We start from the raw sequence: 26,050 nt of genomic DNA, 5'->3' as shown, positions 1-26,050 counted from the left end.
GCTCGGGGAATATCGACGTTATTCGTTAAAAAGCCGGTTATAAATCTGGTAAACGCGAAATTCTCAAGGTTAGTCGAATTAATTTCCGTTTACTATGGGTATTATCCACGCCAGTTTGAATGTATAGATCTGTCTATGCCTGGAAACGTGCTGTCTTATGACCTTTCTATTCTGGCATATTCAAATCATCATTGCAACTGAGAGGGGAATCGGCTCGCCCGACAGGCGTATTCTCGGCAAGGGTTGCGGCGCCCTCGCCGTGAGCGGCGGTCATCCAAGGCGCATCCTCGCCGCGTTTCGGCGAAACCTGCCGCGACGTGACACTTGCCGGGACCTTGAAAGAGGCAGACGACAGATCAGCCTCGCGCGGCGCGCGCGGCCGCAATTCCATCGAGGAGCTCACGATGTCTGAAGCCTGGATCATCGACGCCTGCCGTACCCCGCGCGGCATCGGCAAGGTCGGCAAGGGCGCGCTGGCCGACCATCATCCGCAGCACCTGGGCGCCACGGTCCTCAAGGCGCTGGCCGAGCGCAATGGGCTGAACACCGCCGAGGTGGACGACATCATCTGGGGCACCTCCTCGCAGCGCGGCAAGCAGGGCGGCGACCTTGGCCGCATGGCCGCCCTCGACGCCGGTTACGACGTGCGCGCCTCCGGCGTCACGCTCGACCGCTACTGCGGCTCCGGCATCACCGCGGTGAACCTGGCCGCGGCCCAGGTCATGGCCGGGATGGAAGACCTGGTCATCGGCGGCGGCACCGAGATGATGAGCTACACCTCGGCCTCCGCGCCCAAGCCCGACCCAGAAGCCGGTCCGATGCTGATGGACAGCGGCAACCTTTCGCTGCGCGCCAAGCATCCCCAGTCGCACCAGGGCGTCTGCGCCGACGCCATCGCCACGCTCGAAGGCATCAGCCGCGAAGCCCTGGACGAACTCGCGCTGGTCAGCCAGCAGCGCGCCGACGCCGCCATCAAGGGCGGCCACTTCGACAAGTCGCTGGTCCCGGTCTACCGCGAGGACGGCTCGGTCGCCCTCGACCGCGAGGAGTTCCCGCGCCCGCAGACCACCATGGAGGGCCTGGCGGCCCTGAAGCCCGCCTTCGAGGCCATGGCCAACTTCCCGCTCGACAACAAGGGCACCACGTTCGCGGGCCTGATCAACCGGGTCTATCCGGACCTGAAGATCGAGCACTTCCACCACGCCGGCAATTCCTCGGGCGTGGTCGACGGCGCGGCCGCCGTGCTGATGGCCTCGCCGGACTACGCCAAGAAGCACGGCCTCAAGCCCCGCGCGCGCATCGTCGCCATGGCCAACATGGGCGACAGCCCCACCCTGATGCTCAACGCCCCGGTGCCGGCCGCCCGCAAGGTCCTGGCCAAGGCCGGCCTCACGCCCGACGACATCGACCTGTGGGAAATCAACGAGGCCTTCTCGGTGGTCGCCGAGAAGTTCATCCGCGACCTCAAGCTGGACCGCGACAAGGTCAATGTGAACGGCGGCGCCATGGCGCTCGGCCATCCGATCGGCGCCACCGGCTCGATCCTGATCGGCACCATCCTGGACGAGCTCGAACGCCGCGATCTCAAGCGCGGGCTCGTCACCATGTGCGCCGCCGGCGGCATGGCGCCTGCGATCATCATCGAGCGGATTTAGCGAAGCGTACCTCCCCCATTGCGGCGGCAATGGCGGGAGGGGGACCGCTCGCCGAGCCCGGCGAAAGCCGGGCGAAGAGCGAGGGGTGGAGGGGGCGAGCCCCATCCGCCGAGCTGACGGCAGCCGGTCCCATCCGCAGAGTGTGAGGTTCGCCCCCTCCACCATCCGCTCTCCGGCGGATGGTCCCCCTCCCGCCGCTGCGCGGGGGAGGTAGGGGTTTCACCCCGCCTTGCGCACGCCCTTCGACGCCCCGTCCGCCTTGTCGGCTTCGGCGGCGAAGTCGTCCGGGTGCACGAACTCCGACCGGTACCAGGGCCGGGTCTTGGGATCGAAGATCGCCTTCAGCCAGTCCTTGACCAGCCGCACCCGGGCCGGGCGCACGGCGTCGCGGTGATGCACCAGCCACAGCTTGGCCGGCCCTACAGTCAGCACGTCCAGCATCACCAGGTCCGGCTCGACCGAGGCGATGGCCGTCGGCATGGCGCCGATGCCGACGCCGTTCAGCACCGCCTGCACGCAGACCGAGCTGGAGTTGGTCTCGATCCGCTTGTGGGTCAGCGTCTGCCAGGCCTGCACCCGCTCGCCCCACAGCTCCTTCTGATGGGTCTGGGCCGAGTGGTGGATGTAGGGGTGGTGCAGCATGTCCTCGATGGTCTTGGGCGCGCCATAGAGGCTGACGTATTCGCGGCTGGCGAACAGCGCGTAGTGCACATATGCGATCGGCTGGGCGACCGCGTCCGGCTGGGTCGGCTCGCTGAAGGTCAGCGTCAGGTCCGCCTCGCCGTCCAGCGGCCGGTCGGGCCACAGGCCGCAATCGATCGATAGATCGATGCCCGGATGGGCGCGCAGGAACTCGGTCTGGTGCGGGCTGATGAAATAGCCGGCGACCCCGTCGGGCGCCGCCAGCCGCACGCGCCCCTCGGCCAGGGTCTCGCTGTCGCCGACCTCCAGCTCCAGGGCCTCGGCCATGCGCTCCATGGTGCGCACCCGCTGGAAGGCGGCCTCACCCGCCTCGGTGAGCGTCGCGCCGCGCGGCCCGCGGTGGAACAGGGTGGCGTTGAGCTGCCGCTCCAGTTCCTCGATGGCGCGGGTCACCGTGGACGGATTGATCTGCAGGGCGCGCGCGGCCGCATTGATCCCACCGGTCTCCGCGACCGCGAAGAACACGCGCAGGTTGGACCAATCGGCCCGGCGCCGCGAGATCTCCCCCATCTGACCTCCTGCAGTTCTGCGGGCAGCCTATTGCAATCTTATGGGGCGCCCAAGCGCGTTTACCAATGGCTAGACCTTCGGGAACCCGGAGGTCTAGCCCATGACGACCAGCGCAGCAGTCCTGAAGCCCGCCTTGGCTCCCACGGCGGCAGCCCCTCTGGGGGCGCGGCTACGCCGAGAGCTCGCGGCGTTCGACGTGGCGCCGGCGCAGGGCGACGACATCGCCGCGGCGCGCCAATTCGCCGCACAACTGATCGGCGAGGGCATCGTCGCCGCCGCCGACCTGGAGCGGGTGCACCACCTGACCGGCGACAGCGCGCTGTTCGTCACCCGCGAGGAGGGCGAACTCACCGGCGTGCTGGCCTTCGTGCTCTTGAACGTCAGCGGCCTGCGCGCCGTGCTCACCGGCGCCTTCGATGCGCTGAGCCCCGCCGCCGAGCATGTGGCCGGGCCCGGTCAGCCGGCCTGCGCCTTCTACGGCTGGGGCGTGGCGGCCACCACCAAGCCCTCGGCGCGGCGGGTCATCGACGGCGCCCGCGCCATCATGGGCGGCGCCTTCTGCCACCTGCCGAAGTTCGCCCGGCCCACCACCGAGGCCGGCCACCGGCTGATGCGCGAGCGCCTCGGCTTCGAGGATCTGCCCGGCTCGTTCGACGGTCTGGTCTGGCAGGCGCCGATGGAACAGGCGGCCGCCGCATGACCCGCCCGGCCCAAATCCCCGCCCCGCAAGGCGGCTATACGGTCAGCGTCGTCCGCACCTTCGACGAGATGGCGCAGGTCCAGACGGTCCGCTCCCTGGTCTACATGGCCGACCAGAACTGCCCCTATGACGAGGAATTCGACGGCAATGACCTCGCCGGCGCCACCCACCTGTTGCTGAAATGGGGGCGCGAGCCCGTCGGCGTGGTGCGCCTGCGCTGGTTTGGCGAGTTCGCCAAGTTCGAGCGGCTGGCGGTGCGCAAGGAGCATCGCGGCGGCCCGGCGCTCATGCTGCTCTGCCGCGCCACCTTCGAGCTCGTCCGGCGCAAGGGCTACCGCCGCCTGATCGGCCACGCCCAGGTGCGCGGCGAGGCCTTCTGGAAGCGCTACTTCAAGGGCCGCCGCCGTCCCGGCCGGCCGGTCTTCAACTTCTCCGGCTACGCCTATCTGGAGATGGAGTTCGACCTGGAGCCGCACACCGGCGCCGTGGGGCTGGCCAGCCCGCCCATGGTGCTGCTGCGCCCGGAAGGCGACTGGGACCGGCCGGGCGTGCTGGAACAGGCGCCGGCGGAGCTCGCGGCATGACGCGGGTGTTGCGGGGTCCGGGCGGGAAGGACGTCCTGCTGCTCTGTCTCGACGCGCTGAGCGTCGCGCCGGGCGGCGACAACGATGGCGCCCCCGGAGCCAGGGATCTGGCCGCCACGCGCGGCGGCGACGCCTGGAGCGCCAACGCCGCGCGCCTGCTGGCGCACGCGCGGGCCGAAGGCTGGGCGGTGGGCCACGTGATCTCCCGCCGGCCCCGGCCGGGCGAGACGCCCTGGCGGCCGGTCGGCGGCATGACGCCTGCGCCGTCCGAGCCGGTCTATCACCGCGGTGAGCCCTCGGCCTTCTCCAGCCCGGAGCTCTGCGAGGCGATCGAGCGCGGCGAGCGCGGCGAGGTGGTGCTCTGCGGGGTTTCGGTGCAGGGCTCGTGCCTGGCGACCGCGCTCGACGCCCTGCGCCTGAAGCTGCGCCTGACGGTGGCCGCCGACGCGGTGCTGCTGGCGCAGGCCGAGCGCACCGGCCTCGACGGTTTCCTGCGCCTGCAGAGCCTGGGGCTGGCGAAGAGCGCCGTGCGGCTCGCCGCCAGCGACGGCCTGGTGCAGCCCTGGCAACGCCTGCGCCTGGTGCAGGGCGGCCGGGCCTGAGGGCGCCGGCAAAGAGTCACGCCGCCGCCCCCTTCCTTTTGGCGGTCAAGGGACTAGGCTTCACCCGTCGGCAAGGTCAGGGGACAGACGATGGGCGCGGTCAGCGCGGACCCAATTGACGTCGGGGTGGGCGCGCGGATTCGGGCCCGCCGGCTGGCGCTGCGCATGAGCCAGTCGACGCTCGCCGAGCATCTCGGCGTCAGCTTCCAGCAGGTCCAGAAGTACGAGCGCGGCGCGAACCGCATCTCCGCCTCGATGCTGATCAAGGCCGCCCGCGCGCTGAACTGCCCCGGCAGCTTTCTGCTGGGCGCCCGCGGGTCCAACGGCGACGGCGACGGCGAGGCGCTCGCCCCGCAGGAAAAGGCCTTGGAGGCCGAGATCAAGGGCCTCCTGGCCACGCCCGGCGCGGAAGAGCTGCTGCGCGCCTTCGGCCAGCTGCCGGCCGGCGAGGCGCGCGCCTCGGTCATCGCCATCGTCAGCGGCCTGGCCTCGGGCTCCTACGTCCGGCGCGGCTAGGCGCCCGGCCCTCCGGCGGCCTAACCTCTCCAAGCGCGCGGCGCGCGGGAGGACCTGTCCATGCTGAAGCTCTATTCCGGCGATCTCAGCCCCTACTCGGCGCGCGTGCGCCTGCAGATCTACGCCAAGGGCATCGGCGACATCGTCCTCGAACGCCCGGCGACCTTCGGCACGCCGGAGTTCCGAAAGGCGTTCCCGATCGGCCGCATCCCGGTGCTGGACCTCGGCGCGGGCGACACCATCGCCGAGTCCGAGGTGATCGCCGAATACCTCGAGGAGATTTACCCGGAGCCCTCGATGCTGGGCGTAACCCCGCGCGAGACCGCCCACATCCGCACGATCGCCCGGATCGGCGACATCTACCTGATGAACAACATGTTCATGCTCTCGGCCCAGAGCCGCGCCAAGGCGCGAAACCAGGGCATCGTCGACTTGCTGGGCGGCCAGGTGGTGCGCAACATCAAGGCGCTGGACAAGCTGATCGGCCCCCAGGCGGGCAAGGACGGCTTCGCCTGCTGCGGCCGGCTCACCATGGCCGATTGCGCGCTGGTTCCCGGTCTCTTCCTGGTCGAGAACGTCCTGCCGGCCACCGGCATGGAAAATCCGATTCCCGCCGCCGCCAACGTGGCCGCCTACTGGGCCGCGATCCAGACCAACGAGCACGCCGCCAAGGTCCTGGCCGAGCTGCACCGTGGACTGGAAGAGCGCCGCGAGCTGATCCGCTCCGGCGCCTTCGAGAAGATGATGGCCAAGGCCGCCGCAGCGATGGCCGCGGCGGAAGACGCCTGAAGGGCGGCGATGCTGGCCTGGCCGCTCGCACTGGTGGTTGCCGTCGCTGCGGCTGGCGATCCGGCACCCCTGCCATCGCCCATCGACCTGTCGAAGCCATTCCACACCCGATCGGCCTGGCGCCTGGTCGTGACGCGGGGGCCCGACACCACAGATGTCTATGGAGACCCGGCACCGGGATTCCTTCAAATCTGTCTTCAAAACGACGAGGGCGGTTCGTGCGTCGCAGCCCCCGTTTCCCCACCGCCCGCCGATCACGACCCCCCCGGCTACTGGGGTCCGCACGATCTAAACACCGTTGAGCCGGTCTATCCGGGAGGCGCCAACCGAGCGCCGCTGCTTCTTCTGAAGACCTACAGCCTTCCTTCGGGAGATGGCGGCCGGGCGGCCGTCACCCAGTTGGTGAAATACGAGCCGGCGCGAGACGCCTTCGAGCGGATCTATCTCCACGCCACCGGGACCAATCGCAATCAGGAGGCCCGCTTCATTACCGACGGCCCTCTCAGGGGCGATGTGATCTCCGTCGAACCGACGGAAAAAGCGCCCTACAGCTACTGGGTCACCGTCAACCGGCTGACGCCCGCGCGAACCTACCGCCAGGTCCTGCGCTACCGCAGTTCCACCCGCTACAACGACGGCAACCAGCTCGCCGTCATCGACTCCGAGATGGCGACCATCGAGCGGCGCCTGGGCCTGTGGAAGCCCGGCTCGCCCCTGCCGCTGCCGGCCGGCAAGCCGTGCCTCCACCCGACCCTGAAGCGCGCCGAACTGTGGTGCGACTAGCCGCCTCCGGCCCGCCATAGTTCGGCCTTCCGCGGGAAATCATCTGCGCCCAAGGCGCCGCTTGAGGTCGCGCGCCGCGCGGGAGTTGCGATGACGTCTGTGCGCTGCTGGGCCGCTGTCGCCGCCGTGCTCGCGGGCCTCGCGCCGGCGCAGGCCGCCGACCTTTCACCCGCCCGCTGGCCCGCCCAGGACCGCGACCGGTTGCAAGCCCGCCAACTGGCGATCATGCCCGCCGCGACCCGGGAGTTCGCCGGCGGGTCCGCCCTGGTCGCCGGCATGACGTCTCCCATCGCCGTGCATGCCGGAAAGGTGGCGCTGGATCAGGGCGGCTCGGCCGCCGACGCTGCGGCGGTGGCGGCGCTGACCGAGATCGCCACCACGAAGGGGATGACGGTCTCCTTCGCCGGCAAGTTCGAACTGGCCTACTATGAGGCGAAGAGCGGCAAGGTCACGTTCCTCGACGGATCCTGGGCGCCCTATGCGCTGGAGACGGACCCGAAGAGCGTCCCGGAGGCCGATCTCAGGTGGCTGCGGCCAGGGTCTCCCGCGCCCGATGCGAAGACCGCCGCGTGGGGGCGCCAAACCATGACGCCGGGCTTCATGGCCGGCCTCGGCGCCATGCACGCCCGCTACGGTCGCCTACCCTGGGCGAGCCTGTTCCAGCCCGCGATCTGGTACGCTGAGAACGGGATCGTGGTCCCGGCTGGCATGGTCAACTTCTTCCGCCAGTACCGCCCGCTGTTCTCGGCCACGGCCGACGGGCGCCGGTTCGCCGGTCTGGACGAGGAGGGCCCGCCGAAACGCGGCGACCTGATGCGCCAACCCGATCTGGCCGTGACCCTCAGAAACGTCGCCGCCAACGGGCCCTCCGAGATGTATCAGGGCGCGTGGGCCAAAGCCTATGTCGCCGCTGTCGATGCGGCCGGCGGTAGGGCGACGCTGGGCGACTTGAAGCGCTACCGACCCGTCTGGCGCGAGCCCATCCGCACCGAGTTCGCTGGCGCCACGGTCTACGGCATGGAGGGCGGGTCGCTGTCCTGCGCGAGCCTCGGGGCCCTGAACCTGTTGCAGGCCATGGGCGCTCCGGGCCTCGGCCCCTACTGGCGGGACCCCAAGGCGTTCAAGGCCTACGCCCGGGCGATCCGCTACGCGACCATCCGCCAGTACTACCCCGACACCTCGTCGAGCCCCCTGGAACTTGCCAAGGGCTTCCCCGCGCCCGGCTGCGGCGCTCGTGTCACGCCAGCCTATGCCGCGGCCATCGCGCCGGAGCTGCTGAAGAACAACGGCGATCCCTTCGCCGCGCCCGTCGCCGCATCCGGCGAGGGCCACCACACCATGTCCGTTGTGACCGTGGATCGGTGGGGCGACGTCGCCGTGCTGGTTCACTCCAGCAACGGTGGGCCAACCGGTCTCGTGGTTGGCGGCGTCTCGATCCCCAACGCCGCCTCCATCAACAAGGCCTTGCTCGCCACGACCAAGTCTGGCGAGCTGCTGCGCAACGATATCGCGCCGCTCATCGCGCTCCGCCGCGGCAAGCCGGTCCTCGCGATCGGCGCGACGGCGAGTTCGCTCATGCCGGAGACGGTGCGTCTGGCGGGCGAGCTGCTCTCCGGCCACGCAGACCTGCCCGCCGCCCTCAGCGCGCCGCCGCTACTGCAGAACTTCAATCTCGCCACCCCCGGCCAGACGCTCTGGAGCCGCCCCGAACTGATCCCCGCCGCGGGGCCCGACCCGAGCCTCGCCAGGGCCCTTGCGTCACTGGGCGCGCCCACACCCGACCTGCCGCCAGCCGCCTACGATCCGGCGATGATCGCCGCCCTGGCCGCTATGGGCGTGCCCACGACGCAGGAGCCGGCCATCAGGGTGTTCGGCGATCTGCGCGGCTCGGCGACGGTCGTGGCCTTCGACAGGCCATCAGGCACGCCCCGCGCGGCGGAGGTCCCGCTCACCGACGTCTTTGTCGAGGCCGACGGGCCGCGCGACGGACAACCGCCGCGCCGCGCCCGCCGCGCGCCCTAGCTCTTCTTCTTGCCCTTGGCCTTGGTCTGGCCGGGCCACACCGTCTCGATCTTCATCTTCGGGTTGGCGGTGATCTTCAAGTCGGCGCAGTGGTGGTAGGTGAAGCGGCCGTCCGGGTTGATCGGGTGGTTTTCCATGAACTGGATGATCTGCAGCGAGCAATGGTCGCAGTTGATGTTGGGGATCTTCACGTCGGTCTCGAATTCCTGACCGGGGATGCGGGTGTGGTGGTCCCACAGCCCGTCGACCAGCACCGGCGGCTTCGGGTTCGGGTCGACCTTGCCCTTGTCCGACCACGGCTTGCCGTTCGGGCCATCCTTCACCGTGTCCTCGGGATCGGCCGGCAGCTCGGCGCGGTCCATGACCGAGAGCGCGATGCGGAAGAAGCCCGGATGATAGACGGTCTCCTTGACCTTCACGTGCAGCATCTCGCCGCCGGTGACCGCGGTCACCGCGTTGGTCGGGGCGCCCGGATTGCCGGTGACGCCGCCGCAGGGACCCATCTTCTGCGGGTCGCCCAGCTGGTTCTCGACGATGGCCGAGGCCGGTGTCTCAAGGATGAAGTGGGCTTGCCCCACGATCGGCGCGGCCAGCACGAAAGCGCCCGCGGAAAGGGCGGCGAAAAGACGAAGCTTCATGGGCGGTTCCCCTTTATGTGATCGGCGTTATCTAAGCGTCGCTTAGACGAACAGCGCGGCCTTAGGAACTGGAATCTCAACCCCTAGGGAAGCCTGCGCGGCGTCAGGCGAAAAGCCGCCGCGCGCCGCCGGCGCGGGCGCCGCGCAGCCGCAGCCCCAAGGCCCCCAGACCGATCAGCATCAGCGCCCAGGCCCCGGGCTCCGGAATGCCCGGCGAGAACGAGAAGCTGCCGCCCGGCCCATCCTCGCCGACCAGCCGGAACAGCGGGTCGTAGGTGTAGGTCGTGGTGCGCCCGAGCGGATCGGTCGACGACTGCAGGAGGCCGTTGCTCCAGCTCTCGCCGATCGTGCCGCCATCGGGATTGAGCTGCTGGATCAGGTCGCCCTGGGGATCGTAGGTGTAGGTCGTCACGCCGCCCAGGCTGTCCGACAGGGTGTGGACCTCGCCCATGGCGTCGTAGGTGTAGGTGAAGACCCGCGGCGGCCCGCCGAAGGCGTCGGTTTCGCTGTGCACAGCGCCGTCCGGATCGTAGGTGTAGGTGGTCGTGCGCCCGAGGGAATCCTGCACCTGCGTCAGGGCGCCGTCGCCGGGGTCGTAGGTGTAGGTGGTCGTGACGCCGCCCATGGTCGAACTGCCGAGGCGGTTGCCGTCGTAGTCATAGGTGGTGACGGTCCCGGCGCCGTCGGTGGTGGTGTCCATCAGGCCGCTGCCGGCGTCGTAGGCGTAGGTGCTGGGCCGGCCCAGCGGGTCGGTGATCCCGGTCACCCGGTCCTGGCTGTCGTAGCCGTAGTGCGTCGTGTTCCCCTGCGGGTCGGTCACCCTGGTGACGTCGTGCTGCGCGTCATAGGTGAAGCGGATGACATGGCCCTGCGGGTCGGTCACCTCCGTCACCGGCCCGTCGTGGCCGAAGTAGGTGGTGATCCCGTCCGCCGTCGTCTGGGCGATCAGGTCGCCGCGATTGTCGTACTGGTACTGGGTCGAGGTGTAGCTGTCGGTGACGACGCCCAGCGCGTGGCCGGACAGGGTGACCACGCCGCCGTCATAGGCCGTGGCGCAGTTGCCGGGCGCGGCTTGCGGCGCGGCCACCGAAGCGCCCGTGGCGCCCACTGGCGTTCGCCCGGGACAGTCCGCCAGCGCCGGCGTCGCCGCCAGGCTGGCCCCCGCGATGACGACTCCACTCGCGACGAGCCCGGTCAGGGCCGTCCTGGCGGCTGTGAACATGGCGCCCTCCCCGCGCACGCCGCCTGCCGACGGCGGGGTTAACCATATCGCGGCTTGGAGATCGGCGGTACGCGACTCTCCCCAAAGGCGAGCGGCGGCAGGCTTGGTCGATCAGGCGGGGCGCGGTTCGCCCATCGCCGTCTCGTGCGTCTCGCCCAGCCAGGTGCGCAGCGCCTTCAGGAACGGCAGGACGTCGCGGAATTCCTTCTGGGTGAAACCGTCGCGCAGCCGGTCCATGCGCGGGCGGATCGCCGCCATGCACTGGCCATAGGCGGTCCGGCCGTCGGCCGTCAGCCAGATGCGCTTCTTGCGCCCGTCGCTCTGGCAGTGCTCCACCAGGATCAGCTTGCGCGCATGCAGCCGCTGCAGGGTGTTGGTCAGCCCGCTCTTGGTGGTCTGCAGGGCGCGCGCGATCGCCAGCGGCGTGATCCCGTCGCCGCGGCGGGCCAACAGGTTCATCACCTCGAATTGCGGATAGGTCAGACCGACCGGCAGCTTGCGCGCGATCGATGTCCTCACCAGATGTTCGATGTAGCGGATCTCGTCGAACACCTGGACGTCGGGATGATCTTCGGGTTCAGCGGCCATGGCGGCGTACCTCGTTCAGATTTGAACAGGCTACGCCGGATCGCGAGTCGGCTCAAGTTCGATATCGAACTACTTGCCGGCGGCCGCCAGGGTTTCGGCCATGCCGCGCCGCGCCAACTCGTCGGCCCGCTCGTTGAATTCGTGGCCCGCGTGGCCCTTCACCCAGCGCCAGTCGACCTCGTGGCGCAGCCTGGCCTCATCCAGCCGTTTCCACAGGTCGTCGTTCTTCACCGGCTTCTTGTCGGCGGTCTTCCAGCCGCGGCGTTTCCAGCTGTGGATCCACTCCGAGATGCCCTTCATCACATAGGTCGAATCCGTGTGCAGCTCGACGCGGCACGGGCGTTTCAGCGCCTCCAGCGCCTGGATCGCCGCCATCAGCTCCATGCGATTGTTCGTGGTCTGAAGATCGCCGCCCCACAGCTCCTTTTCCCGCAGCGCATCGGCGCCGCCGTAGTGCAGCACCGCGCCCCAGCCGCCCGGCCCCGGATTGCCGGAGCAGGCCCCATCCGTATGGATCACCACCTGCGGCGTCAAAACAGCACCAGGTCCGGGGCCGAACGGTGCACCGCCAGCTTGCGCTCGTATTCCAGCGGGTCCTTGGGCCGGACGAGCGCGCCCTGCGGCGTCGCGCCCCAGTCGTGCAGCCGGGTCAGGAAGAAGCGCATCGCCGCCCCGTGCGCCAGGATCGGCAGGGCCGCCCGTTCGAGATCGGACAGCTTTCGCACGCCCTCGTATCCCGCCACCAGCTGGCGCGCCGAGGTGATGTTGAAACTGCCGTCCGCCTCGAAGCACCAGGCGTTCAGCGCCACCGCCACGTCATAGGCCAGCGCATCGACACAGGCGAAATAGAAGTCGATGGCGCCGGCGAACTTCCCCTGCTTGAAGAACACGTTGTCGGGGAAAAAGTCGGCGTGGATCACCCCGTCCGGCAAGCCCTTCGGCCATCGGTCCGCCAGCAGTTCGAGGTCGGACGATATGGTCGCGGCCAGCCCGGGCTTCAGGTCCTCGGCGGCGGCCGTCAGGCCCGCGAACATCGGCGCCCAGGCCGCCTGCCCCAGATCGTTGGCCCGCGACATCGGAAAGCCCTGGGCCGCCAGGTGCAGCTGCGCCAGCCCCGCGCCCGCCTCCCGGCAGTGGGCGGCGCCGGGCCTTCGCACCGCCAGCCCCGACAGGAACGAGACGATGGCGCAGGGCTTGCCGCGCACGCTCTTCAGGATCGCGCCGGCGCGGTCCGGGATCGGCGTCGCGCTGGGAAAGCCGCGGGCCGCGATCCAGCGCAGCAGCTCCAGGAAGAACGGCAGGTCCTGCGGCCGCACCCGGCGCTCATAGACCGTCAGGAAATAGCGCCCGGCCTCGGTTTCCAGCAGGAAGTTGGAATTCTCCACGCCCTCGGCCACGCCTTTCAGGCTGAGCGGCGCGCCCAGGTCGAAGTCGGCCAGCAAGGTCGCCAGCTCCTCGTCGGTGATGTCCGTATAGACCGCCATGGCCCTGCGATGGGGGAGGTCGCCGGCCTCGTCAAGCGACGCTCGATCCCTAGGCCAACACCTTCGGCAGCTTGAAGCTCACCGTCTCCCGCTCGGCCTCGATCTCTTCCACGGTCACCTCGAAGCTTTCGCCCAGCCGGTCGATCACCCCCTGCACCAGCACCTCCGGCGCCGACGCCCCCGCCGTCACCCCGACCCGCGTCACGCCGGCCAGCCACTTGAGGTCCAGCCCTTCGGCGTCGTCGATCAGATGGGCCCGCGCGCCGGCGCGGCGGCCCACCTCGGCAAGCCGCACGGAGTTGGAGGAGTTGGCGCTCCCCAGCACCAGCAGCACCTCGCTCTTCGCCGCCACCGACTTCACCGCCTCTTGGCGGTTGGTGGTGGCGTAGCAGATGTCTTCCTTGTGCGGCGCGGCGATCTCCGGGAACCGGGCGCGCAAGGCGGCCACGATCTCGGCGGTGTCGTCGACCGACAGCGTCGTCTGGGTGACGAAGGCGACGTTGGCCGGGTCCTTCGGCGTGAAGGCGCGCGCGTCCGCCACCGTCTCGATCAGCGCCACCGCACCTTCCGGAAGCTGGCCCATGGTGCCCACCACCTCGGGGTGCCCCGCGTGGCCGATCAGCACGATCTCGCGCCCGGCGTCGAAGTGGCGGCCGGCCTCCACATGCACCTTGGAGACCAGCGGGCAGGTGGCGTCGAGGTAGAGCATCCGCCGCGCCTTCGCTTCGGCCGGGACGGCCTTGGGGACGCCGTGGGCGGAAAACACCACCGGCCGGTCCGGCGGACATTCGTCCAGCTCCTCGACGAACACCGCCCCCAGCGCCTTCAGCCGCTCGACCACATGGCGGTTGTGGACGATCTCGTGGCGCACATAGACCGGCGCCCCGTACTTGCCGATCGCCCGTTCGACGATCTGGATCGCCCGGTCGACGCCGGCGCAGAAGCCCCTGGGCGTGGCCAGCAGCACGGTGAGCGGCGGGCGGGGCGCGCCAGAGGACAGGCCCGGGGAAGAAGACGGCTGTGACATCGCGCGCAACCTAGGGGCCAAACCCCTCGGGCGTAAGGGGGCGTGGCCGCCAGCCGCGTTGCCGCCATAGTCCTGAGGCTGTACTAGGGGCCACCGGGCGCGCTTCTTGCCGCGCCACTCTCCAAGTCACGGACGCCCGTCATGCGCCGCCTCGTTCTGCTCGCAGCCGCCGCCTTCATGGTCGCGACGCCCTTCTGCGCCCACGCCCAGTACGGCGGCGGTGGCGGCAGTCCCGGCGGCGGCGCGCGCGGGCCCGCCAGCGACACCAGCGCGGCCGACGACGCCAAGAAGCGCAAGCGCGACAAGGAGTGGGGCGACAGCGCCGCCCCGCTGCCGGCCATGCGCAACTCCGGCCCCTGCCCGTTCGTGAAGACCCTCTACGACGCCAGCCGCTACGTGGAGTTCAAGGACGCCCGCGAGGCCTCGGCCAACGTCGGCTTCTCCGGCGAGATCGAGAACATCTCGGCGGGCTGCGAGTACAAGGACAACGAGCCGATCAAGGTGGTGATGGATATCCTCTTCGAGCTCGGCAAGGGCCCGCAGGCGACCAGCAACCAGAAGACCTACCACTACTGGGTCGCCGTCACCGACCGGAACCGCGAGATCATCGCGCGTCAGGAGTTCGACCTGCCGGTGACCTTCCCGGCCGGCAAGGACCGGGTGACGATGACCGACTCGATCAACAATATCGTCATCCCGCGCGGCTCGATGACCACGTCCGGCGCCAATTTCGAGGTGCTGATCGGCTTCGACGTGACGCCGCAGATGGCGGAGTTCAACCGGGTCGGTAAGCGCTTCCGCGTCAACGCCGGCGCGCCCACCGCGGTCGCCTCCGCCGGGAGCTCGCCGCCCCCGAAATGAGCGATCTGAAGCAAGACCCCGGCTCGTCGGCGTGCGCGCTTCCCGCAGCCGGAAGCTGTCGGGGCCGATGAGCGATCTAAAAGGGGAATTGAGCGAAGCGGTCGCGGCCGCCTTCGCGCAAGCCGGCTTGCCGCGCGAACTGGGCCGCGTCACCGCCTCCGACCGCCCCGACCTCGCCGACTTCCAATCGAACGGCGCGCTCGCCGCCGCCAAGCGCGCGGGCAAGAACCCGCGCGAGATCGCCGCCGCCGTGGCCGACGCCCTGAAGGACGATCCGCGCCTCAGCGCCATCGAAATCGCCGGCCCCGGCTTCATCAACCTGAAGCTCACCGACGCGGCGCTCGCCGCCCGCGCCCAGGCCATCGCGTCCGACCCCAGGCTCGGGGCCGAGCTGGTCGCCCAACCGCGCCGGGTGCTGGTGGACTACGGCGGCCCCAATGTCGCCAAGCCGATGCACGTGGGCCACCTGCGCGCCTCGATCATCGGAGAATCGATCAAGCGCCTCTACCGCTTCCGCGGCGACGAGGTGCTGGGCGACGCCCACTTCGGCGACTGGGGCTACCAGATGGGGCTGCTGATCGGCGCGGTGATGGACGAAAGCCCCGCCGTCGCCGCCACGGTCGAGGCGCTGAACGCCGGTCAGACAGCGGATCTGGCCGCCTTCGAGACCGTCAGCCTGGCCGACCTGGACCGGCTCTATCCGGAGGCGGCCGCCAAGGGCAAAGCCGACACGGACTACCGCGACCGCGCCCGCAAGATCACCGCGGCCCTGCAGGACCGCCAGGCGGGCTACCACGCGCTCTGGCGGCGGTTCCGGGACGTGACCCAGGTCGCCCTGACCCGCGACTTCCACGCGCTGGGCGTCGACTTCGACCTCTGGAAGGGCGAGAGCGACGTCGAGGACCTGATCGACCCGATGGTCGCCGAACTCGACGCCAAGGGCCTGCTGGTCGACGACCAGGGCGCCCGCATCATCCGCGTCACCCGCGAGGGCGACAAGAAGGAGCTGCCGCCCCTGCTGGTGGTCTCCTCGGAAGGCTCGGCGATGTACGGCACCACCGACCTCGCGACCATCCTCGACCGCAAGCGCAGCTTCGATCCGGACCTCGTCATCTACTGCGTCGACCAGCGCCAGGCCGACCACTTCGAGATCGTCTTCCGCGCCGCCTACCTGGCCGGCTACGCCACCGAGGGTGAGCTGAACCACGTCGGCTTCGGCACCATGAACGGGACCGACGGCAAGCCCTTCAAGACCCGCGAGGGCGGGGTGCTGAAGCTTGCCGACATGATCGAGATGACCCGCGAAAAGGCCCGCGAACGGCTGCACGAGGCGGGTCTGGGCGAAGACCTTTCCGCCGACGAGTTCGAGGAGATCGCCGGCAAGGTCGCCGTCGCGGCGCTGAAGTTCGCCGACCTGCAGAACTTCCGCGGCACTTCCTACGTCTTCGACCTCGACCGCTTCACCAGCTTCGAGGGCAAGACCGGCCCCTACCTGCTCTACCAGGCCGTCCGGGTGAAATCCCTGCTGCGCCGGGCGCAGGCCGAGGCCGCCGAGCCGGGCCCGATCGCCGTCAACGAACCCGCCGAGCGCGAGCTCGTCCTCACGCTCGACGCCTTCGAGACCGCGCTCAGCGAAGCCTACGACCGCTACGCCCCCAACGCGGTGGCCGAGCACGCCTATCGCCTGAGCCAGGCCTTCTCGAAATTCTACGCCGCCTGCCCGATCATGACCGCGCCGCCGCCGGTGCGCGCCTCGCGCCTGGCGCTGGCCCAGACCACGCTCGCCCAGCTCGAACGCGCCCTCGACGTGCTCGGCATCGCGGTGCCGGAGCGGATGTAGCCGACCTCCCCTCCCCTCAGGGGAGGGCAAGACGCCGCCGCCGCAGCGCCGCGCCGGCCAGGCCGAAGCCCGCGATCATCAGCGCCCAGGCCGCCGGTTCCGGAACGGCGCCCGGCGCCGCGGTCTCGACCACGCTGACGTTGTCCAGCCCGATGTAGGCTTGGCCGACGTTCCCGGTGAAGGTCAGGGCCGTGCTGGCGCCCGAGGCGACGAAGGACAGGGTTTCGGTCGTCCAGCCGTTGTGGCCGCTGTCCGCCCCGCCGGTGGTGGTCTGGAACTGCCGGCTGGCGGCGCCGGCTGACGCGAGGAGTCCGGCGGGAAGGCCGTACTGCCCTTCGCCGCCGAGGTCGAAGGTCAAGAGATAGGTCGCGCCCGCGTCGGTGGCGATCGTCTGCTGGATGCCCGACAGGTTGACGGCCGGATTGTCGCCGTAGCCGGTGAGGTCGATGGAGAAGGCGCCGTCCGACGCGGCGATCCCGAAGCCGTTCGGGGCCGTCACCCAGGTGATGTCGCCTCCGCCGGTTGTGGTCCATCCGGTGATCACCGTCGAGCCGGGCAGCAGGTCCATGGCGCCCTGGTCGCCATGCGGATTCAGCCGGTCGACATAGGTCCCGGCTTCGAAGCTGCCGTTCACCACCAGTGGGGACGCCATGGCCGGGGCCGCGATCAGGAGGGTGGCAGTGGACACGACAGCAACGAGTGTGAGCTTCTTCATCCTCAATTCCCCTAATAGGCGAGTTCAACTTCAGAACTCGTCTTGAAAGGCGAACTGGTTTTCAGCAAACCGGCTGACTTCGACCTGAACGCCCAAGAACAGTGTTCCCGACGCTAGCGACCGGCCGTGGTTAATCCTATGGTACAGATGTCCTAGGGTAAGCACGCCTCGCGGACGGGGGATCTGGGGGTAAGACAGCCGGATGGCCGAAACGGATTCGGAGGCGATCGACGCCTGCGTCATTGCGCTCTATCGCGCGAGCCGCGAGCAGCACGCCGACGCCTTCGAGGACGCCGCCCTCGACCGCCTCGGCGAGATCGTGCCCTTCGACTTCGCCGTCTGGTCGCGGGCCGGTGTGGAAGACGGCGCGGTGCGGCTCTACAGCGCCCACCAGCTGCGGATGCCGCCCGGGGCCATGGAGGCGCAGGCCGCCATGGGCGAGCGCGACGTGCTGGGCGCCGCGGCCTTCGCTGCGCTCGGCCGCACCATCAACGCCAGCCCCGCCGCCGCCTTCACCGACGATCCCGTGGTCATCCGCGACCTGCTGGAAGCCTTCGACCTCGGCCATTTCCTGACCACCTGCCTGGTGGATCCGTTCACCGCGCTGATCTCCTCGGTGACGCTCATGCGCCGGGCCGCCGCGCCCGGTTTCACCGAGACCGAGCGGGCGGCCAAGGAGCGGCTGACCCCGCACCTCGTCGAAGCCCTGACCGCCAACCGCCTGCTGCGGTTGCTGGAATGGCGCGGCGGCCCAGAACCCTATCCCTACGCCGTGGCCATCTGCGACGACGCGGGCCTGATCGAGTTCGCCAGCCGCCAGTTCGTCGAACTGGTGCGCGCCGAATGGCCCTCCTGGACCGGGCCGCGCCTGCCGGCCGCGCTCAGGTTCTCGGCCCAGGCGCCGACCCGACAGGTGCTGCAGGCGGTGACGGTGCGCGGCGAGCCCTCCACCGGCCGCGCCGTGTCGGTCCGCATTCGCGCCCGCCAGCCGGTGGACGATCTGTCCGCCCGCGAGACCGAGGTCGCGCGGCTGAGCGCGCTCGGACGCTCCAACAAGGAGATCGCCCAGGAACTGGCGCTGTCGCCCTTCACCGTGCGCAACCATCTGGACAGCGTCTACCGCAAGCTCGGCGTCTCCAAGCGCAGCGAGCTCGGCGCCCTCATGAGCGAGTTCGGCTAGCCGCGCCCTTGCGTCGGCGCCGAGCCGCCGCCAGAACCCGCCGATGGACCTTCAGATTCGACCCGCCCGCCCCGAGGACGCGCCCGGCCTCGCCGAGCTGTTGAACGCAATCATCGCGCGCGGCGGCACGACCGCGCTCGAGGACCCGTTCACGCCGCAGGCGCTCGACCGCGCCTATCTCACCGGCCCCGACGTCATCTGCTGCTTCGTGGCCGTCGAGCGCCCGGAAGACGGCGATGGCGGCCGTAACGCGGGCTTCCAGACGCTCGGCCGCTATCACGGCCTGCCGCGGGACGTCGGCGACATCGGCACCTTCGCCCGCGTCGGCGGGACGGGACGCGGGGTTGGCGCCGCCCTCTTCGCCGCCACCGCGGCCGAGGCCCGCCGCCAGGGGCTCACAGCCATCAACGCCACCATCCGCGCCGACAACACCGGTGGGCTCGCCTTCTACAGCCGCATGGGGTTCGTCGATTTCAGCGTCCGCGCCGCCGTTCCGCTCAAGGACGGGACCCCCGTCGACCGCGTCAACAAGCGCTACGATCTGCGGCCAGGCGCCTGAGTCCTTCGCCCGGCGCCGGGTCCGCAATGGCCGCGCAGCTTTTCGCCATGAGGTTGCAATCGTCGGGTTGACGCCCCTCGCCTGAGCCGTGCAGCTTGGCTTCGGGGGGAGCTTCACTATGGCGACAATCGACCTGTTCAACGGCTTCGACATGGGCGCGGCCATCTCCGCCGATCTGTCGCGCGCCACGGAGACCACCTCGCCCACCTCCGAGGTCCTGACCTTTCAGTCGGGGACCCGGATGACGATCACCGGAATCAACCTGACCCATGCCATCGATGGCGCGCCGGCCAGCGGCACGGTGACCGGGATCGACTTGGCCTCCGGCGACCCCCACATGGTGATCAGCGGGAGCAGCATCGACGCCTCGCTCGTTGGCCTGGCCTTCCAGGAGGGCGACTTCAACCAGGCCCTGCCCAGCCTGCTGGCCGGCGACGATGTGATCACCGTGCGCGGCACCGCGCCGCCGGCCGTCGACACCACCTTCACGGCCCAGGGGTGGGGCGGCAACGACCTGATGGTCGGCGCCGGCGACGGCTCGCGGATCAATTTCGATGGCGGGTCCGGCGACGACACCCTGCAGGCCGGCCTGTCGGGCGACACCTACCTGCGCGGCGGCGACGGCGACGATTCCATCGTCGGCGGCGTCGAGTTCGACGACATCAACGGCAACAAGGGCAACGACACCATCGACGCCGGCGCCGGACCCGGCAACGACTGGCTGGTCGGCGGCCAGGGCGACGACCTGATCACCGCCCACGCCGGCAAGAACCTGCTCTACGGCAACCTGGGTAATGACACCCTGCATGGCGGCAACGGCGGCGACGTCCTGCGCGGCGGCCAGGGCGACGACGTCATCGTCGGCGGGTCCGGGAACGACTTCGTCTCCGGCGACCGGGGCAATGACACCGAGACCGGCGGAGCCGGCGCGGACACCTTCCACACCAGCCAGGACGCCGGCATCGACCGGGTGCTCGACTTCCACATCTCCGAGGGCGACCAGGTGCTGCTCGATCCCGGCACGACCTTCCATGTCAGCCAGGTGGGCGCCGACACGGTCATCGATCTTGGGAACGGCAACGAGATGATCCTGGTCGGCGTGCAGATGTCGACCCTGACCGGCAATTGGATCGTCGGCGCCTGACGTCCGCGTAAACCCCTGGCGATCTCCCGCCGATCCGGGCGATAACAGCGGTCGGAGGGCTTCAGGCGAGATGACCGCCGAACCGACCACGCCATCCGCGGCGCCGGCCGCGACACGGCCGCCGGGCGCGGCCTCGCCGCTGCGCCGTTTCGCGCTCGCCGTCCTGCTGCTGACCCTGCTGGCCGGCATCTGCGCGCCCTTCTTCATCGACCCCATCGCCCGCCACGCGCCCCAGGCCCACGGCGGCCAGGTCAGCTTCGCCCGCTGGGGCCCGCTCTCGGCGCCGATCGAGCTCAAGGGCGAGTGGCGGATGGTCTGGCGCTCCGCCCCCGCGCCCGGCGCGGCCTTCCTGCTGCCGGTCCCCGGCCCCTGGGCCGGCCGCCACATGGGCGGCCCGACGGGCGGCCCTGCCGGCGCCGTCGCCCTGCCGGAGCTGGGCGCGGCGTCCTACCAGCTCAGGCTGCGCGACCTGCCCGCCGGCCACTACGCCCTCTACGTCCGCCAGGGCTTCCACGCCCGGCGCATCCTGGTCGACGGCAAGGTGATCTCGGAGGTCGGCCGCTACGCCGCGGTCGCCGATCAGGCCGCCGACGCCCACCGCGCCCAGGAGGTCAGCTTCGACACCGACGGCGCCGACGTCGACCTCGCCATCGACGTCGCCAACTTCCACCACCGCGACAATGGCCTGTCGGACGCGCCGATCCTGGGGCTGGCCGACCCGATGGCGCGATGGATCGCGCTCGACTGGCTGCAGAGCGTGCTGCTGGTCTCGGCGCTCCTGCTGCTCGCCGCCTACGGCCTGGTGGTCTTCCTGTTCCGGCCGCGCGAGCGCGCCTCGCTCTACTTCGGCGTCTCGTGCCTGTTGCTGTTGCCGTTCGGCGCCCAGACCGCGCACGACGACCTGATCGCGCTGGCGGCGCCGGCCTTAAGCCTCAACGTCCTGCTGGCCGGCCAGTACCTGACCAGCGCCGCCTGCATCAGCGCAGCCCTCGCCTACGTCCGGGCGCTCTATCCGCGCGAGTCGCCGGCCTGGCCCTACTGGATCCTGCAGGCGCTGAACGCCGCGCGCCTGGCGCTCTACGTGGGCCTCGCCTTCGTCGGCGACACGGTGCTCCTGAGCCGCGCCTCGCAATACGCCTCGGCCTACCGCACCATAGCCTTCGTCTGCATGCTGATCGCGGTCATCGCCGCCTGCGTGCGCCGCCGCGACGGGGCCATGGTCTTCCTCTTCGGCCTGGGCTCCTTCGTGCTGGCGCTGATCTACACCGACGTGGTCGCCAACGCCGACCTGCCGCAGGTGCTGGGCCACAGCCTGGTGCCGGTCGCCTCCCTGCTGTTGCTGTTCTCCCAGCTCGTGATCCTCGCCGAGCGGTGGAGCGGCGCCATCGACGCGGCCGAGCAGTCGAACATGGACCTGCGCCGCCTCCTGGACATCAACATCTCGATCTCCAGCGAGATGCAGCTGGGCGCGCTGCTCAAGAAGATCGTCAGCGTCACCAGCGCCGTCATCCACGCCGACCGCAGCTCACTCTTCCTGCACGACGAGCGCGCGAACGAGCTGGCCTCGGCGGTGGCCGAGGGGGTCGAGGGCGAGGGCCTGCGCTTCCCCGCCGACGCCGGCCTCGCCGGCTGGAGCTTCACCCAGGGCCAGGCGGTGAACCTGCCCGACGCCTACGCCGACCCGCGCTTCAACCGCGCCGTCGACGCCGCCACCGGCTACCGCACTCGGAGCGTCTTGACCGTGCCGGTGACCACCCGCGACGGCCGCCGCGTCGGCGTCATGCAGGCGCTGAACCACCAGGACCGCGCGAGCTTCGGCGAGGGCGAGCTGGAGCGGATGAGCGCTTTCGCCGCCCAGGCCGCCATCGCTATCGAAAACGCCACCCTGTTCACCCAGGTCGCCGCCGAGCGGAACTACAACGAGAGCATCCTCTCCTCCATGTCGAGCGGCGTCATCACGCTCGACCGCGAGGCCCGGGTCGCCAAGCTGAACCCCGCCGCCAGCGCCATCCTGCGCGTCTCGCCGGAAGCCGCCGAGGGCGCCAGCGCCACCGCGCTCCTCACCGGCGACAACGCCTGGCTGATGGACGAGATCGTCGCGGTCAGCGCCGGCGGCCAGCCCAAGACCCTGCTCGACGCCGACGTGCGCACGGTCGGCGGCGAGAAGATCTCCGCCAATCTCTCCATCGTCCCCCTGCGCACCGAGCAGGAGACCGCGGGCCTGCTGATCATCATCGAGGACATCACCCAGGGAAAACGCCTGCAGGGCGCCATGCGCCGCTTCATGAGCCAGAGCGTCGTCGACCAGGTGCTCGGCCGCGAGGACGAGGTGCTGTTCGGCAGCGCCTGCGACGCCTCGGTGCTGTTCGCCGACATCCGCGGCTTCACCTCGCTGGCCGAGCGGCTGGAGCCCCGCGACACCGTGGCGATGCTCAACGAGATCTTCACCGAGCTCTTCGAGGCGGTCGCCGCGTCCGACGGCATGCTCGACAAGTTCATCGGCGACGCGCTGATGGCGGTCTACGGCGCCCCGCTCAGCTCCGGCCGCGATGCGCAGAACGCCGTGGAGAGCGCTCTCGCCATGCAGGCCGCCATCGCCGGCATCAACGCCGCCCGCAAGGGCCGCGGCCAACCCGGCATCGCCCTCGGCATCGGCATCGCGTCCGGCGAGATGGTCGCCGGCGCCATCGGCTCGCCCAAGCGCATGGACTACACCGTCATCGGCGACAGCGTGAACCTCGCCGCCCGCCTGGAGACCGCCACCAAGGACTATGGCGCCTCGATCATCGTCTGCGAGGACACTGCGGCGGCCTGCCAGGGCGTGCGCCCGCTGCGCGAGCTCGACACCCTCCGGGTCCGCGGACGCGAGCGCCCGGCGCGCATCTTCCAGGTCCTGACCGCTGAGCGCCCGGTCGGCGCCAAGACGCTGGCCGCCTACGCCCGCGGCCGCGCCGCGCTCGCCGACGGCCACTGGATCCAGGCCGCCGAGGCCTTCGAGGACGCCGTCGCCGCCGACCCGACGGACGGCCCCTCGCTCCTGATGCTGCAACGCGCCCAAACCCTCGTCCGCCAACCGCCCCCCGCCGACTGGGACGGCGTCTGGGCCCCGGCGGAGGCGCAGGGCAAGCCGGCGCCAGCCTAAATAGGCAATAGATTTCGCGACTGGCGCCCGCCACGGTTGAGGCTGGTTCAAAGCCTCGCGTGAGGAAGCGTCATGTTCCGCGTTCCAGCCACCGCCGCGCGCCTCGCGCGGCTCGCGCCCGCCGCCGCCGGCGTCGCGGCGTTGATCGCCGTCGCCTCGCCGGCCCGCGCCAACGATCCGGCCTACGGAATCTGGACACAGCTCCACGTCGAGGCGGGGGCCGGCGTCGCGGTGAACAAGGTCTCGGACTCTGGCCTGACGCAGGCCGCGGCGCCGATCACCTACACACTCACCGCCTTCGCTTCCGGCGGCGGCGCTTCGGCTGCGTCGACCGCAACGGCGACCTCCTTCTACGGCTATCTCGACGTCGCCGCATCGGGTTCCGCCAGCCCCAGCCCGACGAACGGCGCGGGCTCCAGCTTCTCGGCGGATGTCGGAGGCTTCCCTGTCGACTATTTCCGCGACCAGATCTTCGTGCAGCCCGGCGCGCTCCCGGTCGGCAGCCTGGTCCAGCTCGGCTTCACCATCGACTATGGGGCCGGCTCGGCAAGCGCGGTCACCGACCCTGCGAGCCTGCAGCCCTCGCGGGCCGCTCTGTCCACGGACTTCCACCTCACCGACCTGGACACCGCCGTGACCATCTTCGACATCCCCCACGGCTTGGGGGCCGGCGTCGACTCGTTCACCGTCATGGTCCCGGTGGGCCAACGTCTTCGCCTTGAAGGCAGCCTTGTGGCGTCCGGCAGCGCAAGCAGCACCTTCGCCGACACATCGTTCTCGGTCACTGATCCGACCACGATCCACTTCGACGCCATCACCCCCGGCCTCGACCTGACGACCGCCAGCGGCCACGACTACGGCTTGGCCGGCGTGCCGGAACCGGACGCCTGGGCGCTGCTGCTCGTGGGCTTCGGCGGCCTTGGCGCGGCCTTGCGCGCGCGCCGTGGCCGCCTCGCCGCGATCGCGTCCTAGCTCGCCGCCAGCGCGTAGAGGAATTCCACATACCCCAGCGTCGCGCCGGCCATGCCGCGCAGCTTCGGGTGCTCGGCCTCGATCACATAGTATTCGTCCGGCGCGTGCTGTCGGGACCCATGGCCAAAGCCGAAGTGGCCGGCCGGCAGGCTGACCGGCGGCCCCGTGAAGATGTAGCCGGGCCACGACCCCGCCAGCCTCGGCGACAGCGAAACGTCCAGCCCCGCCTGCCGATAGACCGCCAGCGACGACTGGATCAGCGCCGAGGACTCCTCCGTCTGCGTCGGGTCGTAGCCGCCGGTCACGGTGACCGAGATGTCGCCATAGCCGCGCTTGGCCAGGTGCGCGCGCAGCTTGCGCTCCGCCTCCGCCGCGGTCTGGTCGGGCACCAGTCGGAAATCCAGTTTCGCCGTCGCCTTGGACGGCAGCACCGTCTTGCCGCCCGGCCCGGTGTAGCCGGCGAACATGCCCTCGATGTTCACCGTCGGCTGCGACGCCAGCCGCTCCAGCGCGTCCCGATACGGCAGGTCGCGCACCCACGTCTGCACGCCCATGAACTTCTTGCGGTCGGCCTCGGGGTTCTTCGCCACGTCCTCGGCGATGATCTGTTTCTGCCGCGCGGTCAGCGGCTTCACATGCTCGAACCAGCCATCGATCGCCGGGTCGTTGCCATCCTCGGAGGTGAGCGTCGAGAGCGCCTTCACCAGCCGCCACACCGGGCTGTCCAGCTCGGCCTTGAACGACGAATGGATGTCGTCCAGCGCGCCCCGGCCCCAGGCCTTGGTGGTGCAGACCAGCTCCACCTCGATCAGTCCCTTGGCGCCCAGGTCGACCTCGACGCCGCCGGTCGGCGACTGCGCCGCGAACGGCATCCAGACCTCGTGGCACTTTTTCAGGGCGGCCAGAACTTCGGGGCGATGCACCACCTGGCCGAAGTGCGGCGAGCCGATCTCCTCCTCGCCCTCAGCCACCAGCACCAGGTTGACCGGCGGCTTGCGCCCCGCCGCCCGCAGCGCGTGCAGCGCCGCCAGGAAGGTCGCCTCGGGCCCCTTCTGGTTCACCGCGCCGCGCCCGATCAGCACCTTGCCGAGGCCCGTCTTCTCGACGATTCGGCCCTCCAGCGGCGGCGAGGACCACTCCGCCGGATCGAACTGCTTCACGTCGTACATGAAGTACATGCCGACCGTCCGCGCCGCGCCATTGTCCATGGTGGCGAACACGCCCGGCCGCCCGTCGGTCTGGATGATCGTCTGGTTCTGGAACCCGGCGTCCTTCAGGAGCTCGGCCATGTACCGGGCCCCCTCCTGCACGTTGCGCCCCTCCGCGGCGATGGACGGCAGCGCGATCCAGTCCTGCAGCCGCTTGATCGCCTCCGGCCGCTGCCGCTCGACCGCCGCCTTCACCTCGGCCAGGTCCGGCGCCGCCCCAGAAGCAGGAGACGCCGCCAGCAGCCGCCTGGGCGAAGCCAAGGCCACGCCCGCCGCGCCGGCCATCAGCACCAGCCCGCGCCGACTAAGCCCCCTGAGAATCCGCCCGTCGATCATGTCCGCCCCCGTCCGCTGAGATGGGCGAGCTTAGGGTCGAAGGGCGAGCCGGGACAAGCAAGCCGCGCGGCGCCCACCAGATCCTCCCCCAGCGCGAAGCGCGATTGAGGGGGAGGTGTCGCAAAGCGAAGCGATGCGACGGAGGGGGTTGCAGCCCACGGCGCCTCGAACCGCGAAAGCGCTTGGTCGCGCCAAGACCCTTGCTAGGCTCGCCGCATGGACGGGTCGCGGGTCACCTAGGATCGCGCCAAGGCTCTGATGTCCATCGGAT

At 70.2% G+C, this 26,050-nt stretch carries 24 protein-coding genes; 15 read left to right on the top strand and 9 right to left on the bottom strand.

What is annotated here, in order from left to right:
• Positions 1–404 precede the first annotated feature (404 nt).
• Complete coding sequence (locus tag VKQ35_RS02685) at positions 405–1,655, top strand: acetyl-CoA C-acetyltransferase (RefSeq protein WP_324358508.1); 1,251 nt, start codon at positions 405–407, stop codon at positions 1,653–1,655.
• Between the two features lie 219 nt (positions 1,656–1,874).
• Here VKQ35_RS02685 and VKQ35_RS02680 read toward each other — a convergent pair whose 3' ends face one another.
• On the bottom strand, positions 1,875–2,867 hold the full coding sequence (locus tag VKQ35_RS02680; RefSeq protein WP_324358507.1) for a LysR family transcriptional regulator: 993 nt from the start codon (positions 2,865–2,867) through the stop codon (positions 1,875–1,877).
• A 100-nt stretch (positions 2,868–2,967) separates the two neighbouring features.
• Between VKQ35_RS02680 and VKQ35_RS02675 the strand changes: the two genes are divergently transcribed.
• The 7 genes from VKQ35_RS02675 (at position 2,968) to VKQ35_RS02645 (ending at position 8,863) form a co-directional block, all read left to right on the top strand.
• Positions 2,968–3,567: a hypothetical protein gene (locus VKQ35_RS02675; protein ID WP_324358506.1), complete on the top strand. Its 600-nt coding sequence runs from the start codon at positions 2,968–2,970 to the stop codon at positions 3,565–3,567.
• Positions 3,564–4,151 carry a hypothetical protein gene (locus VKQ35_RS02670; protein WP_324358505.1) on the top strand — a complete coding sequence of 196 codons (588 nt, stop codon included), beginning with the start codon at positions 3,564–3,566 and terminating at the stop codon, positions 4,149–4,151. Before VKQ35_RS02675 ends, VKQ35_RS02670 begins: the two co-directional genes overlap by 4 nt.
• The gene (locus VKQ35_RS02665; RefSeq protein ID WP_324358504.1) at positions 4,148–4,753 is read left to right on the top strand and encodes an isochorismatase family protein; all 606 of its coding nucleotides are present in this window, start codon (positions 4,148–4,150) and stop codon (positions 4,751–4,753) included. Before VKQ35_RS02670 ends, VKQ35_RS02665 begins: the two co-directional genes overlap by 4 nt.
• A 90-nt stretch (positions 4,754–4,843) precedes the next feature.
• Positions 4,844–5,269 carry a helix-turn-helix transcriptional regulator gene (locus tag VKQ35_RS02660; protein WP_324358503.1) on the top strand — a complete coding sequence of 142 codons (426 nt, stop codon included), beginning with the start codon at positions 4,844–4,846 and terminating at the stop codon, positions 5,267–5,269.
• A gap of 60 nt (positions 5,270–5,329) precedes the next feature.
• Positions 5,330–6,058: a glutathione S-transferase family protein gene (locus tag VKQ35_RS02655; RefSeq protein WP_324358502.1), complete on the top strand. Its 729-nt coding sequence runs from the start codon at positions 5,330–5,332 to the stop codon at positions 6,056–6,058.
• Positions 6,059–6,067: 9 nt separating this feature from the next.
• The gene (locus tag VKQ35_RS02650) at positions 6,068–6,841 is read left to right on the top strand and encodes a hypothetical protein (RefSeq protein WP_324358501.1); all 774 of its coding nucleotides are present in this window, start codon (positions 6,068–6,070) and stop codon (positions 6,839–6,841) included.
• A 90-nt stretch (positions 6,842–6,931) separates the two neighbouring features.
• The gene (locus tag VKQ35_RS02645) at positions 6,932–8,863 is read left to right on the top strand and encodes a gamma-glutamyltransferase (protein WP_324358500.1); all 1,932 of its coding nucleotides are present in this window, start codon (positions 6,932–6,934) and stop codon (positions 8,861–8,863) included.
• On the opposite strand, the gene VKQ35_RS02640 is transcribed toward VKQ35_RS02645, so the two are convergent.
• From VKQ35_RS02640 to ispH, 6 genes are all read right to left on the bottom strand, one after another.
• Positions 8,860–9,501 carry an SCE4755 family polysaccharide monooxygenase-like protein gene (locus tag VKQ35_RS02640; RefSeq protein ID WP_324358499.1) on the bottom strand — a complete coding sequence of 214 codons (642 nt, stop codon included), beginning with the start codon at positions 9,499–9,501 and terminating at the stop codon, positions 8,860–8,862. The genes VKQ35_RS02645 and VKQ35_RS02640 overlap by 4 nt on opposite strands.
• A 103-nt stretch (positions 9,502–9,604) precedes the next feature.
• A complete protein-coding gene (locus tag VKQ35_RS02635; RefSeq protein ID WP_324358498.1) occupies positions 9,605–10,723 on the bottom strand; it encodes a PEP-CTERM sorting domain-containing protein in 1,119 nt (372 codons plus the stop codon).
• Between the two features lie 111 nt (positions 10,724–10,834).
• The gene (locus VKQ35_RS02630) at positions 10,835–11,311 is read right to left on the bottom strand and encodes a MarR family winged helix-turn-helix transcriptional regulator (RefSeq protein WP_324358497.1); all 477 of its coding nucleotides are present in this window, start codon (positions 11,309–11,311) and stop codon (positions 10,835–10,837) included.
• 69 nt (positions 11,312–11,380) lie between these two features.
• A complete protein-coding gene (gene rnhA / locus VKQ35_RS02625) occupies positions 11,381–11,845 on the bottom strand; it encodes a ribonuclease HI (protein WP_324358496.1) in 465 nt (154 codons plus the stop codon).
• Positions 11,842–12,795 carry a homoserine kinase gene (thrB, locus tag VKQ35_RS02620; protein WP_324358495.1) on the bottom strand — a complete coding sequence of 318 codons (954 nt, stop codon included), beginning with the start codon at positions 12,793–12,795 and terminating at the stop codon, positions 11,842–11,844. Before thrB ends, rnhA begins: the two co-directional genes overlap by 4 nt.
• 49 nt (positions 12,796–12,844) lie before the next feature.
• A complete protein-coding gene (gene ispH, locus VKQ35_RS02615; RefSeq protein ID WP_414692306.1) occupies positions 12,845–13,822 on the bottom strand; it encodes a 4-hydroxy-3-methylbut-2-enyl diphosphate reductase in 978 nt (325 codons plus the stop codon).
• A gap of 141 nt (positions 13,823–13,963) precedes the next feature.
• Between ispH and VKQ35_RS02610 the strand changes: the two genes are divergently transcribed.
• Together VKQ35_RS02610 and argS are read left to right on the top strand one after the other, a co-directional pair.
• A complete protein-coding gene (locus VKQ35_RS02610; protein ID WP_324358494.1) occupies positions 13,964–14,683 on the top strand; it encodes a Tat pathway signal sequence domain protein in 720 nt (239 codons plus the stop codon).
• Positions 14,684–14,750: 67 nt separating this feature from the next.
• On the top strand, positions 14,751–16,523 hold the full coding sequence (gene argS, locus VKQ35_RS02605) for an arginine--tRNA ligase (RefSeq protein ID WP_324358493.1): 1,773 nt from the start codon (positions 14,751–14,753) through the stop codon (positions 16,521–16,523).
• A gap of 16 nt (positions 16,524–16,539) precedes the next feature.
• Here argS and VKQ35_RS02600 read toward each other — a convergent pair whose 3' ends face one another.
• Positions 16,540–17,238: a DUF642 domain-containing protein gene (locus VKQ35_RS02600; RefSeq protein WP_324358492.1), complete on the bottom strand. Its 699-nt coding sequence runs from the start codon at positions 17,236–17,238 to the stop codon at positions 16,540–16,542.
• A 202-nt stretch (positions 17,239–17,440) separates the two neighbouring features.
• Between VKQ35_RS02600 and VKQ35_RS02595 the strand changes: the two genes are divergently transcribed.
• The 5 genes from VKQ35_RS02595 to VKQ35_RS02575 all read left to right on the top strand — a co-directional run bounded on the left by VKQ35_RS02595 (position 17,441) and on the right by VKQ35_RS02575 (position 24,235).
• A complete protein-coding gene (locus tag VKQ35_RS02595) occupies positions 17,441–18,418 on the top strand; it encodes a helix-turn-helix transcriptional regulator (protein ID WP_324358491.1) in 978 nt (325 codons plus the stop codon).
• Between the two features lie 43 nt (positions 18,419–18,461).
• Entirely contained in the window at positions 18,462–18,977 is a 516-nt protein-coding gene (locus VKQ35_RS02590; RefSeq protein ID WP_324358490.1) for a GNAT family N-acetyltransferase, read from the top strand.
• 118 nt (positions 18,978–19,095) lie between these two features.
• Positions 19,096–20,121, top strand: coding sequence for a calcium-binding protein (locus VKQ35_RS02585; protein ID WP_324358489.1), 1,026 nt, complete (start codon positions 19,096–19,098; stop codon positions 20,119–20,121).
• A 70-nt stretch (positions 20,122–20,191) separates the two neighbouring features.
• Positions 20,192–23,263, top strand: coding sequence for an adenylate/guanylate cyclase domain-containing protein (locus tag VKQ35_RS02580; RefSeq protein ID WP_324358488.1), 3,072 nt, complete (start codon positions 20,192–20,194; stop codon positions 23,261–23,263).
• Between the two features lie 72 nt (positions 23,264–23,335).
• Positions 23,336–24,235: a PEPxxWA-CTERM sorting domain-containing protein gene (locus VKQ35_RS02575; RefSeq protein WP_324358487.1), complete on the top strand. Its 900-nt coding sequence runs from the start codon at positions 23,336–23,338 to the stop codon at positions 24,233–24,235.
• Here the strand turns inward: VKQ35_RS02575 and VKQ35_RS02570 are convergent.
• Positions 24,232–25,779 carry a M20/M25/M40 family metallo-hydrolase gene (locus tag VKQ35_RS02570; RefSeq protein WP_324358486.1) on the bottom strand — a complete coding sequence of 516 codons (1,548 nt, stop codon included), beginning with the start codon at positions 25,777–25,779 and terminating at the stop codon, positions 24,232–24,234. The two genes, VKQ35_RS02575 and VKQ35_RS02570, sit on opposite strands and share 4 nt — an antisense overlap.
• Positions 25,780–26,050: the final 271 nt, after the last annotated feature.

Origin of the sequence: Phenylobacterium sp. (genome assembly GCF_035309685.1) — a bacterium.
In the GTDB taxonomy this organism is placed as follows: domain Bacteria; phylum Pseudomonadota; class Alphaproteobacteria; order Caulobacterales; family Caulobacteraceae; genus Phenylobacterium.
Note: the sequence above shows the minus strand (reverse complement) of the source record. Positions and strands in the feature narration are given on the sequence as shown.